Source organism: Gottfriedia sp. ABJ_BB2_2, from assembly GCF_055484705.1.
Genome location: NZ_JBVFKR010000003.1, coordinates 244,213 through 259,828 on the forward strand (window position 1 = coordinate 244,213; position 15,616 = coordinate 259,828).

The following is a 15,616-nucleotide window of genomic DNA, read 5'->3' on the forward strand; positions in this document are numbered from 1 at the left end:
AAATAACGTTTACATGTAATACTTATTTTGTTGGAGATGGAAATCTCGCAGCTTCAAAATGAGTACTAACTTCTCCAGCTGCATTTACTGCAATAAAACCAGCAGTACTACTTTGGGCAAAAACCTCAACTTGATCATTTGCTCTAAGCTGCAGAATACTTGAGACACTTACAACATTTCCGAAGTTTATTGGACCAAAGAAATCATTATCAATAGCGATTGCAGGTCTTCCATTCACACGAATTTCGATCCGGGCTCTATAATTAACATTATTATTATTAGGAGCAAAAGAAATCGTTGCAGAAACTAAATATACGCCATTCTTATTTGGTCTAAATGTTGAAGTAGCTGGATGATACTCATTTGCTAAATCAAATTGCTGAAGTTGATAATTTACTTTTACAAAAGTGTTCTCAGGCACAGTTTGAATTACATTATTGACAGCTCTAAAGGCTGAAGCAATATGAATATTCTCTTCATTTGAATCATTTGGTTTTTTCGGTTTAGGTGGCAAACTGTTCACTTCCCTCATATAAACTTCTATATAATATTAGGGCTAGATTTGAAGTGATTGTATGCTTGTCCACGATTAATGAGTATAATATTTACGCTCAAAAAGAAAATGATTGGGAAGATCTTAATTGAAGCTAATGATTTGATAAAGTGAGTTCCATGATGACAGTACTTTTCTTTTACATTAAATTGAATTAGAACTATAGTAATATATTTCCCGGGTACATATTGTTTCGTAGTTCAAATTGACTTAATGTTTTTTCCAGTTTTCACCAATATTACGTCTGTATTAAAAAAATATGTCAATATAGTATTACTTTAGATATACTCCTACTATAAGTATCTTTTTATAAGAGATAACATTTAAAATTCAAGGAGTTTATTAAAATGAGAAACTTTACATCCAAGAACAAAATCCTTTTTGCAGCAATTATTTCGGCACTCGTATTACTAGTAGCATTATCTCCAATTCTTATCCCGAAAGTAAAACATTTGATAGCGGTTTCTCAAATTGACCCTACACAAAAGAAGTTATTAGATCAGATTACAAACGATGCTGAAAAAGGCAGAATGATTAATAGTCCATTTAAAATAGGAGATTCATATTCTTCTGTAAAAAAACAATGGGGTGAGGCAGATTCTATAAATAATGATCTAAGTGATAATGGAAATACTCCTTTTTTTATGGATATGTTTGCTAATGGCATGTATCCGGAAGATATGCGTAGTTTCATCTATGAGAAAAAAGACGTTAAGTTTGAAGTGAATTCTATGAAACAAATAAAAAGTATGACATCAGTTGACAAAAGACTGAACAAATTATCAAAATCTATTCTTACTCAATATTTTGGGGAACCTGAACATGAATTCTCGGACTACTCCTTATATAAAGTAGGGGAGTACCAACTGATGTTTCAGTTTTTACATGATGGGGAGTTTTTCAATACGAATAGGTATATTATTCTAGCTGAAGATTCTACAAAACATAAAAACACTCTTAATAAAATTGCGAAGTTAGCAAAACAAGGTAAGGTATTAAATTTCACATACCCAGTTGGAACGCCAGTTAAGGACGTTACTCAAAATATAGGAGAACCTAATCAAATTGATGCAGGTGGTTCTAATTTTATATATAAAGATGTTTCATTAGATATTGATCAAAAGAAACAGTTAATTAAAGGGATGCTAGTTAGTGATCAAAGCTTACAAAATATCTCATACATTACTTTAAAAAATACACTAGGAAAACCTTTTAAAGAAGATAATAATGAAAGTAGATGGGTAACATATAAATTTGGAAACCATAAAATTCATTTTTACTTTGGGCAAGATGTACCAGGTAATCCAGATTTAGCCTTTTATTCTCTTGACTAATGAATCTATTACAAAATAATGAAACTTATTTAACGGAGTTGCTATTGCAACTCTTTTTTTGTAGATTTTCAAAGAGAAACAAATGAAAAAGGGTTTTTGAATGTCTTATAGAATTACAAATAAATGGAAAAAACTAGTGTAAAAGAGGTATTCAAATGAGACAAACAAAGTGGTCAGAAATATTGTTAATAATTAGTCCTGTCATCATAATTCCTATCATTTTATTTGCTATTTTACATTCTACACCAAAGTTAGCATTAAGAACTCATGTATTTTTTAATGGTCACCCTATATTGGCTTTTCAAACAGAAATCATTCCTGATCGAGAGCATAATAGTATAGATAAGGAATATTTAAAGAAAGAACAAGCGAAATGTTACTCTTTAACAAAAGCACCTAAAGGAGGTACAACAGACTCACATTTTACCAATTATATAGTTCGTAAAAAGGGATTTATCTATAAGGCCAATTATTATGGGAATGCCTAAACAATTGATTTCCTGTGTTAAATCTATTAAGAAAAAGTAATTAAGTTCTTATTCTACTAATGCCAATAGTAGAGTAAGAACTTATCATAAAGCTAGAATTAATTTTCCTTCAATAAGTCTGTACCATATGAGTTGTCTATCGAACAAAGCCATTCACCTTGTGAGTTCTTCTTGAAAACATATGTAGCTCTTCTCTCCATAGAAAAACCCAATTCATTTTTGTCTGCTTCAAGCAGCGTTTGGGAAAGAACTAATGCAGTATCTCCGGCTTCTAAAATAATCATTTCACCCTCTGTCGGTACAAGCGTATTGTTAAAATATTTTGCAATGGCAATGAAGGCTTTTTTAATTTCTTCTTTTCCTCGTGCAATCATATCTGGTTTCACAACAAGGATTGCATCCTCAGCATAATAATTGAGAAGGGTATCAAAATCCTCTTGCTGAATAGCTGTGTCACACTTCTTAATTAACTCTTTTAATTCGTGTTCCATCTTTTTCTCCTCCAATACTTGATCCAGGTTCATACAAAGCAATTTGAAAATACATGAAAATTAATCCAATTATAATATATTTATGATAAGAGTTTGTAAAAATCTGAATCTTTTTTGGGGGAAACCATAAATTTGTGAATACCAAATTGTTATGTAATGAAGAGAACGATAGAAGATAAAGGTGGAAATACGTCAAAACGATGTACAGAACGAATTCACAGGAAAAAATAAGATAAAGAAAGGGAATGTAAGTTTGCAAATAAAGCAAAAAATAACAAGGAAATTAAGTATGACTCCATTGATTGATAGAGTCATATTTTTTTATTATTTTCATTAAAAATTTCTAATAAAAAGGATATAATTTTTACTATTTTGTGATATATCTATAATATATTTTTAATATTTCAGTATTGACGTTGATAATCATTATCATTATAATGTAAAACGTAAACGAATGAAACAAATCTGAATTGGAGATGATCTAGTGTTTGTACAAATGAGAAAGACGATTGTGACTGAAGGTAATTCAGATAAAGTCGTTGAACGTTTTAGTAAGGCAGGTGTGATTGAAGAGCAAGTTGGATTTGTTGATTTGACAATCATGGTGAAAAAGGTTCGTAGTGGTGATGAGGAAGTCATCATTATGATTCGTTGGGAATCAGAAGAGGATTGGAAAAATTGGGAGAAAAGTGAAGTACATATTGCAGGTCATAAAGCGAATGCGGGTAAGCCGAAGCCTGAATTTTATGTTAGTTCAGAGGCTGGACGATATGAGGTCAAGGCAGTGAAGAAGGCAGTTAATAATAACTAATCAATTATATATATATATTATTTTTTTGCATCTTACTGATAATGAATTTCGTTATCAAATACATGTTTTAACGATTATTCTAGAAATGGAAGTGTGGGTTTTACGAATGAAAAAAGTCGTTCTTTTTATGTTTATTTTCGTGCTATTATCCATCACTTCATTATTTATAGGAGTAAAGGATATCCATCCATTTGACCTCTTTCATTTAACAGAGGATCAAAAAGATATTTTATGGATCAGTCGCTTTCCTCGATTGATTACAATCATCATTGCTGGAGTTAGTATGAGTATTTGCGGGTTGATTATGCAGCAGCTTACTCAAAATAAATTTGTATCACCTACTACAGCGGGGACGATGGATTGCGCGAAGCTAGGAATTTTAGTTTCATTAATGCTTTTTTCATCTGCGACGATGTTAGAAAAAATAATAGTGGCGTCAATTTTTGCGTTAATTGGTACATTTTTATTTATGAAAATATTAGATTCTATTAAATTTAAGGATGCTATTTTTATTCCATTAGTAGGTTTAATGTTTGGAAGTATTGTCAGTTCTATTACTACTTTTTTTGCTTATAAGCATGACCTGATTCAAAGTATTTCAGCATGGGTGCAAGGAGATTTTTCGATGATTATGTCAGGTAGATTTGAAATGATATACATTAGTATTCCACTTGTTATCATGGCTTATCTTTTTGCAAACAAATTTACTTTAGCAGGAATGGGTGAAGATTTTGCTACAAATCTTGGCCTAAAGTATAAAGTAATTGTCAATATAGGATTAACGATTGTGGCACTGTCTACTACTTCTGTTTTATTAACAGTTGGTACGATTCCGTTTTTGGGATTGATTGTACCAAATATTGTTTCAATCTATAATGGCGATCATTTAAAGAAAAATTTATTTCCAACTGCGTTACTTGGTGCTGTATTTTTATTGTCTTGTGACATTTTAGGAAGAGTCATTATTGCTCCATATGAAATACCGATTGGATTAACAGTAGGGGCAATTGGTAGTGCAATTTTCCTTTACTTGCTAATAAGGGGAAGAGCCTATGCAGCATAAACTAAAACTATTAATTTTAACAGCTATATCGTTAACGATTGTGAGTATCTTTCTATTTACGAGTATCGGAAACTATTGGGAATATGTAGTTCCAAACCGTGCGATAAAAATACTTGCGATTGTATTAACAGGTGCAGCAATTTCTGTTTCGACAGTTGTTTTTCAAACAATCACAAATAATCGCATACTAACGCCAAGTATTATTGGTTTAGATTCTCTTTATATGCTCATTCAAACATTTCTTATATTTGCATTTGGAGCAACAAGTTCTACAGTGATGGATAAGAATATTAACTTTTTAATTTGCACCACAGTCATGATTGGGTTTGCTGGCCTTTTATATAAGTTCTTATTTCAAAAAGAAGGACGAAATATTTACTTTTTACTACTTGTCGGAATGGTCATGGGAATTTTCTTTCAAAGCTTTTCATCATTTATGCAGGTTATTATCGATCCGAATGACTTCTTGGTCATTCAAGATCGAATGTTTGCGAGCTTTAATAATATCAATACTGATTTATTAATCGTTTCGATCATTTTATTAATTCTTGTATTTTTATATTTTATGAGATTTGCCAAATATCTTAATGTCATTTCTCTTGGCAGGGATACAGCAATTAATCTTGGTGTAGATTTTGATCATGTAGTTAAAAGATTACTAATTATTGTTGCAATTCTAGTATCGATTTCTACTTCTTTAGTTGGTCCGATTATGTTTTTAGGATTACTCGTTTCGAATGTGTCCTATCAATTTATCAAAACATATCGCCATTCTTACATAATAGTATCTTCAATTCTGAACAGTATCATTGCGTTAGTCGGTGGCTTACTAATTGTTGAAAGAGTATTTACATTTTCAACCACCATTAGCGTCATTATCAACTTCATTGGTGGAGTGTATTTTATTTATCTACTAATAAGGGAGAGAAAAGCATGATATCAGTGAAAAGTGTTTCTAAGAAATATGGAGATAAATTAGTAGTTAATAATGTCTCGTTCAATATCGAAAAAGGAAAAATTACATCTTTAATTGGACCAAATGGAGCTGGAAAGAGTACGGTCCTTTCGATGATTAGTCGATTAAGTTTAAAAGATGCAGGTGAAATCTTTATTGATGGTAAAGAAATTAGTAAAACGCAAACAAGTGAATTAGCTAAAATACTGTCCATTTTAAAACAATCAAATCATATTAATGTTCGATTAACCGTTAGAGAGCTAGTATCTTTTGGCCGGTTCCCGTACTCGAAAGGGAAGTTGACGAAAGAAGATTGGCGGTTTGTAGATGAAGCAATTCACTATATGGACCTGGAACCAATTCAAGAACTATTTTTAGATCAATTAAGTGGAGGACAACAGCAAAGAGCTTATATTGCGATGACAATAGCGCAAGATACAGACTATATATTACTTGATGAGCCGTTAAATAATTTAGATATGAAGCACGCCGTTCAAATTATGAAGGTGCTAAGAAGATTGACTGACGAACTTGGAAAGACTGTCGTCATTGTCATCCATGATATTAATTTCGCATCCTGTTATTCGGATTATATTATTGCATTAAAAGATGGAAATCTAGCCCATTATGGGGCTATAAATCAGATCATGGATTCAAAGGTTTTAGCAAATCTATATGAAATGGATATATCGATTCAAGACATAAACGATCATAAAATATGTGTGTATTATGTGTAATGATAAAAAATAGGGAATGATAGTGTGCAAAAAGGCACCTATTTGAAAATTATAATTGAGAATGATATTCATTTTTAATTAAATATATAATATAATGAGGTGTAAGGATGTATAAAAAATTATCTGTATTTTTATTTGTTTCTTTATTAACGATGATCATCGCTGCTTGTGGAGCAAATAATGAAAAAACTTCAAGCTCTGAAAAGAAAGAAACGGTGTTAACGATTAAGCATCAATTAGGAGAATCGAAGGTAGCAAAAAATCCAAAAAAAGTAGTTGTTTTTGATTTTGGATCCTTAGATACATTAGATAAGCTTGGTCTTTCTGAATCAGTAGCAGGTGTTCCACAACAAAACATACCAAAATATCTAAAACAATATTCGGATTCTACATATGCTAATGTTGGTGGTTTAAAAGAACCAGATTTTGAAGCAATCAATGAAATTAAACCTGATTTAATTATCATTTCAGGGAGACAACAAGATTCATATGATAAATTCCAAGAAATTGCACCAACCATTTTTATGGGAATAGATCAAAAGAATTACATGGAGTCATTTAAACAGAATGTAATGACTTTAGGAGAAATTTTTAATAAAGAAGATCAAGTAAAAGAAGAACTAGATACAATTGACAGTGCAATCGCAGAATTAAAAGAGAAAGCTGATGCAAGCGATGTAAAAGCATTAATTACGCTAGCTGAGGGTGGAAAAGTAACTACATTTGGACCAAGCTCAAGATTTGGAATCGTGCATGATGTATTTGGTATTAAAGCTGCTGCAGAAAATACGGATGCGGATCCAATTCACGGACAAGTTATTTCGATGGAATTCATTACAGAAAAAAATCCTGGCATTTTATATGTAATTGACCGTGATGCGGCAATTGGAGAAGGTAGTAATGCAAAAAAAGTAATTGAAAATGACTTAGTTAAAAAGACAGATGCTTTTAAAAATGGGAAAATTATTTATCTTGATCCAGGTTATTGGTATCTTTCTGGTGGTGGACTGGAATCAGTAGCTGAGATGGTAAAAGAAGCATCAGCTGGACTTGAATAAATAATTCATTCTCACCAATATTTAGTGCAAAACGGGCTGTTACTGCAGGCTCTTTTGCAACAATTCGATTGTATTGAACATGAATCTATATCGTGTGAGGAGAAATTATGGATACTAAAAGAGTATTTTTTAGGTGGATCAATAAAAATAGAGACAAAGGTGATTTATATTTTATTTTACTCGTTGTTTCAGTCATTTTTACTTCAGGGATCATGACAAAAATGCTAAAACCTAATTTAGCCGTAGCAATGCTCTTATGTTTCATTCTTTTAGTAGTATTTAGATTATTTGAGGACATTGTTAGTTACATGTTTAAAGCAAAAAATCAGAAACAGCAATTACTCATTTCGATCATCCCACATGGTATGATCATTTCAACTACAATCTTACTTAATATTTATCAATCATTTGAATGAAGTCTGCTTTTGGGGTATAAAGATGTCAGTAAGTAGACACCAATTAAAAAGACTAAACAGCCGTTGTTCTCCTGTATTTTACAGTGGAATAACGGCTGAGTTATTTTTGTGAGGTTCAAATTGAAAAATCGAACGACGGTTGTACTTTGCTTGAATTGGTTTTGTTGACTTTATTTGATTTGAAAAGAGACACTGATAATTGTAAATTTCAACAATTTTATTTTGTAATTAAATTTCCTCCATTCTGAATGTCTACTTGAACATGGAAATCCATTGATAATTTAGAATAGTACTCTGATCGCCAATTCTTTAATTCTTTTCTTGGAATCTTTTTTCTATAAAATTGACCTAGTGCTAATATATCAGCTTCACTGTTTTGTAATTTAGTAAACATTTTATTAAATCGATTTGTTAGTAGCTTTTCCATATCACTTTTGATTGACTCTAAAGTTGCGTTTCCTGTTGTTTCAAGAATACTAACTTTTAGCTTCAAATTACTTTTCAAATAAGCCCTTTCATTTATGAACTTACTTTTGTGTTTCATTTTATTACTGAGGATTAAGACAGATCCATCGTGAGTGACTTCAATTTTTCCATTAGTGCTTTCATCGTTGAAGGCATTGAATAAAAGGGTTTCATCTGAGTTAATCTCTTCAACCATCTTCCCTTGTTTTATAACTGCTGAACCAACCTGTTCAACTAAAGTACTTTTTCCGACTTTTAACATGGGGATTGCAACGTCCTGCGTGTAAGAATGAATACTTCGATAAGTCTCCCATACACTAGTCAATGCTATTTGTGGATTCCAACCAGCGTTTTTTTCAAAATACTCCAAAAGAGCAGTTCCTTGAGGTTCAGCAGATTGCTTCATTTTTGAAAAGAATAAATTAATATCATCATCACAAATGGCAACCATTGCCTTTGGTGAGACATCCCTTGACCTCATAAAACCGGAAATCAAGTCCTTCATTCCTTTTTGGGCCAATTTTTTTTCAAAAACGATTACCTTCAAATGAAGCAAGTCAACACTGCTTTCCATATTCGTACTGATCTTATCGACAGCTTGACTAATTGTCTTGCCTGTTCCCATTACTACCTTGGTTTTAATAATTCCCTGTGAGGGTTGTGGAATCTGAAGGAAGAGTTTGTATTCATCATTTAACAATGAAATGCCTAAAACAACAGGCAACACCCTATGATTGATATCCTTGTTATCCCAACAAGCGCTTAGGGTGGATGCTAAAAATGAAATCAAAATAATAATCTTCAGCTTCTTAAAAGTTCTCATTATTTCCTTCCTTCCTTAACCTTTTTCCAATATAAAAAACTGAAATAGGAATGGCACACATTACATAGAATCTCAAATATGTGTTCCACAGAAAGACTTTTTCAATGTCATCCCAATTCGGGATTAGTAAACAAAGGATAAAGATGGATGCTGAGAGAGTAATTGTAAGAAAAGTAGGTTTTAATGATGGAAAACAGACATTCGCGATCCTGATCGTTTTCCAAAGCACCAATGATATATATAGCATAATGAAGGTTATCAGGCTCATTAGGAAAAACATCGTAACTCTGTCAAATATTAACCAATCCATTTCTACAGTATCCAGTGCTACGACGAAAGGGAATAATAAAGTGGATGCAGTGGCCTGACCGAACGTAAGGATAGGGATATAAACCGATAGAATAAAGCAAGGTATTAGGAAAAGTGCGCCTATTAAGATTTTTTTCCTTTGGTAGGATAAGTATGGTGGGATAAACCCGAGGAACAAAAATCCCCCTCCTACTGCAAAAAAACTTACATAAAATGATGAACTAGTGAAAAATGTAAATTCTTTATCTACAATCGGAAACAAATAGTGCCAGTCTACATTTTGTACAGAGCTGCAGAAGATAAGGATAATAAGAGGTAAAAATAAAAAAGCAATTAGGACACCAGTACGAAAAATGGCTTCCACTCCTTTTGATGCTAAATATGTTGAAATGAAGAGCAGGAAAGCCATAATAGCCCACAAAGGGGTCTTGGCTAAGAATACGATAGAAATAATTTCAGAATAAGCACGAATGGTAATAATAATGATCATAAGAAAATAAAGGGTAGTTGGTATTAAAAAAATAATTGCAACGCCCTTTCCAATCCCTAGATAAATACTCATGAGGTCCTTTTTTGGGAAATAACTTAGCCCTTTCATATAAGTTGCAATAGTGGCGAAATGAAAAAGCAGTCCTATCATAATAGGAATCCAATGACCTTCATCTGTACTAGCTATTATGTTTCTAGGATACAAAAAAAATATAAGACTAAGATGAGTTAAAATATACATTATGACAACTTGAAAACTTCTATCCATCTTAAATTTCTTCCTTTTTCATATTGAAATATAGATATGGAACACCAAACGTGGTAATACCAGCAAGATAGGTGCAGGTTATGACTAAACCACCCATAATCCCTAAAATACCGTAAATTGAAGCCAAAATGGCGATAATATACTTAAACAAACGGGTTGTGAGAGAGTTTTGAAAACCCACCATCGTCGAGTTTGCAATTGTTGTAGCTGCAAGTACGATTATTAGGAGGTTGCTCACTAACTTCGCTTCCACAACAGCTTGTCCAATGATAATTCCACCAACCATTGTTAACGTAGGACCAATACTTTTCGGTAGTCTAACGCTGGCCTCCATAATCAATTCCAAGATAACTAGCATTAGTATCATTTCCACAAGTGCAGGGTATGGAACACCATCACGACTTTGGGCGACGGATAAAGCAAGCTCTATTCTTAACACTTCTGGGTTGACGGCAACCAAGGCAACATATAATCCCGGTAATATCAAAGTCATTAAGTAGCCGATAATACGTAAAGAACGAAAGACAATCATGAGAGGTACGGGAAAGTTACGATCATTTTCAATTGCAAACATGTCCCAAAATAGTCCGGGAAGAACGAGAGCAAAAGGAATTCTATCAACGAACATAATAATCCTTCCCATGACTAAAAACTTACTAGCCTCTTGAGGAAGCTCTGTCATATTAAATTTGTTAACAGCCAACCAAGATGAAAAGCCCATCATTTTTGATAAGTCTTGAACATTATTAATTTCTTTTTCTAAATTACTTTCAATATGTTTAACGATTTTTTGGAGAAGATTTATATTGGCATTATTTTCAAAATATAGTACCGATAGCGTCTTTTTTCTATCCGTTCCTACAGAATACGATCTTATTTGTAATCTTTCGGAATTAGTTTGTTTTCTAATAATACCTATATTTGTATTAATATCTTCTATAAAGGAACTTAAAGGACCCTGAAGGACATTCTCATTTGTTGGTGATTCAATGGAACGATTAAGTATCTGAGAAATGGGATCTACTATAACGTACTTCTGATCCTTATCATCTTGTAAGAGAATGACTAATTTACCTTCTACGATTGATGAAAGGGCTTCTTTTGTATCGTTCACTCTTACTTCACCAATCCAATGCATTAGTTGATCAAAAGTCTTATCTGTCAGGAAAATTGATTCCATATTTTTTTGAATTGATATTAGTGTTTTTGGTAAGTCAATTAAACTTTTAAACCCCAAAAACACAACAGGGGCATTAACAAAGTGCTCTTTTAAAATAAAGAAATCATCATTTTTTCCGAACGTGTTTTTCATTTCCTCTAATAATGATTTCAAGTGATACCCTCCTTAGGGAACATGTTATTTTTTGATTACATGCGAAAACTATATATGGAATCATTTTGACCACTTTTTACTTTATTCTTTAACTTTTGCATGATTTAAATTCCTTATTCAAGAATAAGCAAATTGGATTAAAAAAGACCCATAAAGGGTCTCGTGATTAACTAATATTAACTTTTTAACGATGGGTTTATTAAAGTGTGTATGATTCACCATCTTCTGGTACTAAAACATAAGAAGAGATTCCTTTTTCATCAATAAATCTTCTTAATTCTTTTCTTGATAATGTCCAATGATTGACAGCTTCCATATGACTAACAATAATTTGTGCATTAGGGGCAGCCTGGGACAATTCAAAGATATCCTCTTTGCCCATAACAAGAGAACCGCCTACAAAAAATTGATTATCTCCACCATTTACAACAATAATTTCTGGTTTATTTGTATGAATCACTTCTTGAATTGCATCATACCAAACTGTATCTCCAGCAACATATAAAGTTTTTTCATTTTGGTGTTTGAAAACAACTCCACAGACTAAACCAGTACGTTTTAATATTTCCCCTCTACCATGTTCGCCTGCCGTTTTAATTAATTGAATATCATCAAAGATCGTATCCTCATGTAAAACCTCTACATTTTGGAAACCATCCTTTCTAACATTTATCGCATCTTCTTCGTTTTGAACAAATATTTTTATATCTTTCGGTAACACATCTTTGGCAACGTCGTCAAAATGATCTAAATGTAGGTGAGTTACAATCACAGCATCTACTTCATTTAAAATATCTTCAATTGAAGACGGTAAATTAACTAAAGGATTAAATTGATCTTGCCTAATTGAATTTTGGAAAGGGGGATAAGTACCTTTATCAGCTAACATCGGATCAATTAAAAACTTTTTACCTGCATATTGAACAATTAGTGTTGCATTTCGAATTTGTTTAATATTCATATTGATAACTCCTTTTCTTTTGTTAGTGTTTATTACATATGATAAGTTTAATCTATAAGCAGATCCCATTTACATAGATAAAATCAAGTGTTTTTATCCTTTTACTTGAATTTTGAAAGGAGTTGATTTCATGTTAGATCATACAGACATGCGAATCGTGGAGGAGTTATCTAAAAATAGTCGTATCACTATGAAAGAATTAGGGGAGAAAGTTCATTTAACAGGGCAAGCAGCTGCATCTCGAGTAGCTAAGCTAGAGGATAATGGAGTGATTGAGGGTTATACAATTAAAGTAAATCAAGTTAAATTAGGGTGTTTTATACATGCTCTAATTAATATCTTTACTAAAGATACACATCATCAACCATTTCTATCATTTATAAAAACACAAGAGAAATATGTGATAAATAACTATAAAATTAGTGGTGATAGTTGTTATCTTCTTGAATGTAGATTTCCATCTAATGAAATATTAAATCAATTCTTAAATGACTTAAACAAACATGCTAACTATAAATTATCAATTATCATTAATAAATAATGCAAAGGTTACCCAATTTTAAGCAAAGGAGTTACTAATAGTAGCTCTATTTTTATGAGGTTAAAGTGTAAATGAGAAGGATAATGAACATATAAAAAAGAACATGTATATAGAACAAGAAAAGAACAAGTATATAATGCAGCAATGGAGGAGATATATTGGCACAACTGATTGTTCGTCCCTATACATATGAAGATGCACAAGATAAGCTACAGCTACATCAAGAAAATAGAGAACATTTCCAAAAATGGTCTCCGATTAAAAGAAAAGAAGAGTTTTTCACACTGCAAGGACAAATTGATAGTATAAAAGAATATATAAAAAATAGTTCAGAAGATAGTAGATACGATTTCGCTATTTTTTTAAAAGATGAAACCACACATACATTAATTGGAGAGGTTCAGTTCGTCTTTGTAACACGAGGACCTAAGCAAAGTTGTATGGTGGGATATCAAATTGGAGAAAAATTTAACGGTTATGGCTATATGACAAAGGCTTTGGAGCTTGCATTAAAAATTGCCTTTCAAGAGTTGAAATTTCACCGAGTAACCTCAGAAGTAAATCCAGAAAACAAAGCATCCTTAAGAGTACTTGAAAAGCTAGGATTCGTAAAAGAAGGATACCTCAGAAAAAACTTAAAAGTTGGAGATGAGTGGTGTGACCACGTATGTGTGTCACTATTAGAGGAAGAATTTTTTGCATTGAATCAAAAAGCATAAGATCAAAATTTTAATGATTATTTATCTTAAGTAGTTTTAGATTATCAAGCTTCATCAATTCTAAACTCTTAGAATCTATTTCCCAGGCACTAATATAAATGAATCAAATGAACTTTACCACTAGAAAAAAATGAGGCACTTAGATCGTAGGTTGAAGTGAAAAAAGAATCTAATAAAGCAATTTTTTAAGATTATCCTTCAGATAGCTTCATTAAGAAGTTGAATGGAACGGAAGGATGCTCGACTCCTATGGGAAATGCCTGGACAGCTGAGACCTTGCAGAAGGCCCACAGGAAGTGGGTCATGCATGCGTTACGACAGGACGTCGTGGTTTTAGCATGCCTACCTTTTTGGAGGAGGCTCTGCGCCAGCCCCATGGAAAGCGAGCATCCTGTAGTGGAATTCAACAATCTTCTTTCAACAAATCAAAAAGAGACTAAAGTTAATGTTTTATTTTCTAAAAATTAAAATAATTATTGCGTTAAATACTTTAATCGTGTCAAAATATGATTACATCTTAAGGGCTTAATACATGATTAAAAACATTTTAAGTAAAATGTATCATTCTTGCCAACCTTGTTAATAATACAAAAATTACAATAAATAATCATTTAAAAGAGGTGTAATCAATGCACGTTAACGACCCAAACGAGTTTGATGAAGTGAATAAAAACGATGTTGATTTACATTTTAAAAATGAATTACCAGTAATTGAAGATGCACTCGGAATTGATGAAATACTTAAATGGTTAGAGGAATAAAACTCAATTTTTACAAACAAAAAAGTACTTTCTATAAAGAAAGTACTTTTTATTTTTTCTATTTTTCTGAGTTTAAAGTATCAATGATGCCAAATAACTCTTCTAAATGAGTAATTTCATATGTAGGTTTTACTTCGTTTCTCTCTTTATGATGACGATTAATCCAAACATTTTTCATACCGATTCGGTTGGATCCTAGTATGTCTGTCAGTAAATTGTCTCCAACCATTAATGCTTCTTCTTTTGATAAGTTCATTAATGATAAGGCATGTTCAAAAATAGAAGGGTCCGGTTTACCCTTACCAAAATCCCCTGAAATCAGAATTTGATCGAAGTATTCTTTTATTTCTGGAGTAATAGAAAGCTTTGTATGTTGTAAGTCAGGTGATCCATTTGTCAAAAGTAATAATTGATATGTCCCTTTTAACGAATCTAATACTTGAAACGTTTCCTCATAAACATACGGATTTCCCTTTCGTTCTTCTGGGAATGTTTCAGCTAAAATATGTCCAAACTCAGGATCATCAATTCCAAATGCTTTTAATCCTAATGTCCATGCATTTTTACGATATGAAGAAGAGTTTGCACGCATTTTAGGAAAGTCAGCGTGTTCCTCCAAAAAATTTCCCCAAAGTCCTTCAAAAGGATTGATTCCAATTAACTGAGTAAACTCATACGTATCATACGATTCATATAGTTCTCTAGCAGCATTTCTGACAGCTTCTTCAAATGCTTCAGGTTCGATTCCATATTTCTTTTCAACGAGTTTACAAGTATTTTCAAATGCAACCTTCACGCTTTTTTGATCCCAAAGCAATGTATCATCCAAATCAAAAATAATCCCTTTAATCATCGGAAATCTCCTTTTATGTTTGAATATTTTAAATTATTCATAATGGTACAAGGAAAATGGTGTTTAGTAAATAGGGAAAGTTTAAACTAAAGGAAAATGTGAGTTGCTTAAATGTAATATAAAGTTTCTTTAAATACCTTGTTAAACTATTAGTAAATTATTTTATTTAATAGTTCACAATGATATAA

The 15,616-nt window shown here is 32.0% G+C and carries 18 protein-coding genes; 11 read left to right on the forward strand and 7 right to left on the reverse strand.

What is annotated here, in order from left to right; genetic code table 11:
- Window positions 1-22: 22 nt before the first annotated feature.
- Complete coding sequence (locus ACX6U0_RS09805; RefSeq protein WP_464959769.1) at window positions 23-532, reverse strand: complement C1q domain-containing protein; 510 nt, start codon at window positions 530-532, stop codon at window positions 23-25.
- Between the two features lie 368 nt (window positions 533-900).
- On the opposite strand from ACX6U0_RS09805, the gene ACX6U0_RS09810 reads away from it, so the two are divergent.
- Window positions 901-1,887: a DUF4309 domain-containing protein gene (locus tag ACX6U0_RS09810; protein WP_464959770.1), complete on the forward strand. Its 987-nt coding sequence runs from the start codon at window positions 901-903 to the stop codon at window positions 1,885-1,887.
- Between the two features lie 155 nt (window positions 1,888-2,042).
- Window positions 2,043-2,375: a hypothetical protein gene (locus tag ACX6U0_RS09815; protein WP_464959771.1), complete on the forward strand. Its 333-nt coding sequence runs from the start codon at window positions 2,043-2,045 to the stop codon at window positions 2,373-2,375.
- Window positions 2,376-2,473: 98 nt separating this feature from the next.
- Here ACX6U0_RS09815 and ACX6U0_RS09820 read toward each other — a convergent pair whose 3' ends face one another.
- A complete protein-coding gene (locus tag ACX6U0_RS09820) occupies window positions 2,474-2,866 on the reverse strand; it encodes a YybH family protein (RefSeq protein ID WP_464959772.1) in 393 nt (130 codons plus the stop codon).
- 484 nt (window positions 2,867-3,350) lie between these two features.
- Between ACX6U0_RS09820 and ACX6U0_RS09825 the strand changes: the two genes are divergently transcribed.
- The 6 genes from ACX6U0_RS09825 (at window position 3,351) to ACX6U0_RS09850 (ending at window position 7,906) form a co-directional block, all read left to right on the forward strand.
- Window positions 3,351-3,677 (forward strand): antibiotic biosynthesis monooxygenase, encoded by a 327-nt coding sequence (locus ACX6U0_RS09825; RefSeq protein WP_464959773.1) that lies wholly within the window; start codon window positions 3,351-3,353, stop codon window positions 3,675-3,677.
- A gap of 106 nt (window positions 3,678-3,783) precedes the next feature.
- Entirely contained in the window at window positions 3,784-4,740 is a 957-nt protein-coding gene (locus tag ACX6U0_RS09830) for an ABC transporter permease (RefSeq protein ID WP_464959774.1), read from the forward strand.
- Window positions 4,730-5,677 carry an iron chelate uptake ABC transporter family permease subunit gene (locus ACX6U0_RS09835; protein ID WP_464959775.1) on the forward strand — a complete coding sequence of 316 codons (948 nt, stop codon included), beginning with the start codon at window positions 4,730-4,732 and terminating at the stop codon, window positions 5,675-5,677. The genes ACX6U0_RS09830 and ACX6U0_RS09835 overlap by 11 nt, the downstream gene beginning before the upstream one ends.
- The gene (locus ACX6U0_RS09840; protein ID WP_464959776.1) at window positions 5,674-6,432 is read left to right on the forward strand and encodes an iron ABC transporter ATP-binding protein; all 759 of its coding nucleotides are present in this window, start codon (window positions 5,674-5,676) and stop codon (window positions 6,430-6,432) included. The genes ACX6U0_RS09835 and ACX6U0_RS09840 overlap by 4 nt, the downstream gene beginning before the upstream one ends.
- Window positions 6,433-6,539: 107 nt before the next feature.
- Window positions 6,540-7,490 (forward strand): siderophore ABC transporter substrate-binding protein, encoded by a 951-nt coding sequence (locus ACX6U0_RS09845; protein WP_464959777.1) that lies wholly within the window; start codon window positions 6,540-6,542, stop codon window positions 7,488-7,490.
- 107 nt (window positions 7,491-7,597) lie between these two features.
- Window positions 7,598-7,906: a hypothetical protein gene (locus ACX6U0_RS09850; RefSeq protein ID WP_464959778.1), complete on the forward strand. Its 309-nt coding sequence runs from the start codon at window positions 7,598-7,600 to the stop codon at window positions 7,904-7,906.
- Window positions 7,907-8,123: 217 nt separating this feature from the next.
- On the opposite strand, the gene ACX6U0_RS09855 is transcribed toward ACX6U0_RS09850, so the two are convergent.
- The 4 genes from ACX6U0_RS09855 to ACX6U0_RS09870 all read right to left on the reverse strand — a co-directional run bounded on the left by ACX6U0_RS09855 (window position 8,124) and on the right by ACX6U0_RS09870 (window position 12,554).
- Window positions 8,124-9,194 carry a Ger(x)C family spore germination protein gene (locus ACX6U0_RS09855; protein ID WP_464959779.1) on the reverse strand — a complete coding sequence of 357 codons (1,071 nt, stop codon included), beginning with the start codon at window positions 9,192-9,194 and terminating at the stop codon, window positions 8,124-8,126.
- A complete protein-coding gene (locus ACX6U0_RS09860; protein WP_464959780.1) occupies window positions 9,181-10,260 on the reverse strand; it encodes a GerAB/ArcD/ProY family transporter in 1,080 nt (359 codons plus the stop codon). The genes ACX6U0_RS09855 and ACX6U0_RS09860 overlap by 14 nt, the downstream gene beginning before the upstream one ends.
- 1 nt (window position 10,261) lies before the next feature.
- A complete protein-coding gene (locus ACX6U0_RS09865; protein ID WP_464959781.1) occupies window positions 10,262-11,593 on the reverse strand; it encodes a spore germination protein in 1,332 nt (443 codons plus the stop codon).
- A gap of 199 nt (window positions 11,594-11,792) precedes the next feature.
- Window positions 11,793-12,554 carry an MBL fold metallo-hydrolase gene (locus tag ACX6U0_RS09870; protein ID WP_464959782.1) on the reverse strand — a complete coding sequence of 254 codons (762 nt, stop codon included), beginning with the start codon at window positions 12,552-12,554 and terminating at the stop codon, window positions 11,793-11,795.
- A gap of 130 nt (window positions 12,555-12,684) precedes the next feature.
- Between ACX6U0_RS09870 and ACX6U0_RS09875 the strand changes: the two genes are divergently transcribed.
- The 3 genes from ACX6U0_RS09875 (at window position 12,685) to ACX6U0_RS09885 (ending at window position 14,575) form a co-directional block, all read left to right on the forward strand.
- Window positions 12,685-13,095, forward strand: a complete 411-nt coding sequence (locus ACX6U0_RS09875; protein ID WP_464959783.1) for an Lrp/AsnC family transcriptional regulator — start codon at window positions 12,685-12,687, stop codon at window positions 13,093-13,095.
- Window positions 13,096-13,253: 158 nt separating this feature from the next.
- Window positions 13,254-13,814 (forward strand): GNAT family N-acetyltransferase, encoded by a 561-nt coding sequence (locus ACX6U0_RS09880; protein WP_464959784.1) that lies wholly within the window; start codon window positions 13,254-13,256, stop codon window positions 13,812-13,814.
- Window positions 13,815-14,443: 629 nt separating this feature from the next.
- Window positions 14,444-14,575, forward strand: coding sequence for a hypothetical protein (locus tag ACX6U0_RS09885; RefSeq protein ID WP_464959785.1), 132 nt, complete (start codon window positions 14,444-14,446; stop codon window positions 14,573-14,575).
- A gap of 58 nt (window positions 14,576-14,633) precedes the next feature.
- On the opposite strand, the gene ACX6U0_RS09890 is transcribed toward ACX6U0_RS09885, so the two are convergent.
- On the reverse strand, window positions 14,634-15,428 hold the full coding sequence (locus ACX6U0_RS09890) for an HAD family hydrolase (protein ID WP_464959786.1): 795 nt from the start codon (window positions 15,426-15,428) through the stop codon (window positions 14,634-14,636).
- Between the last annotated feature and the right edge of the window lie 188 nt (window positions 15,429-15,616).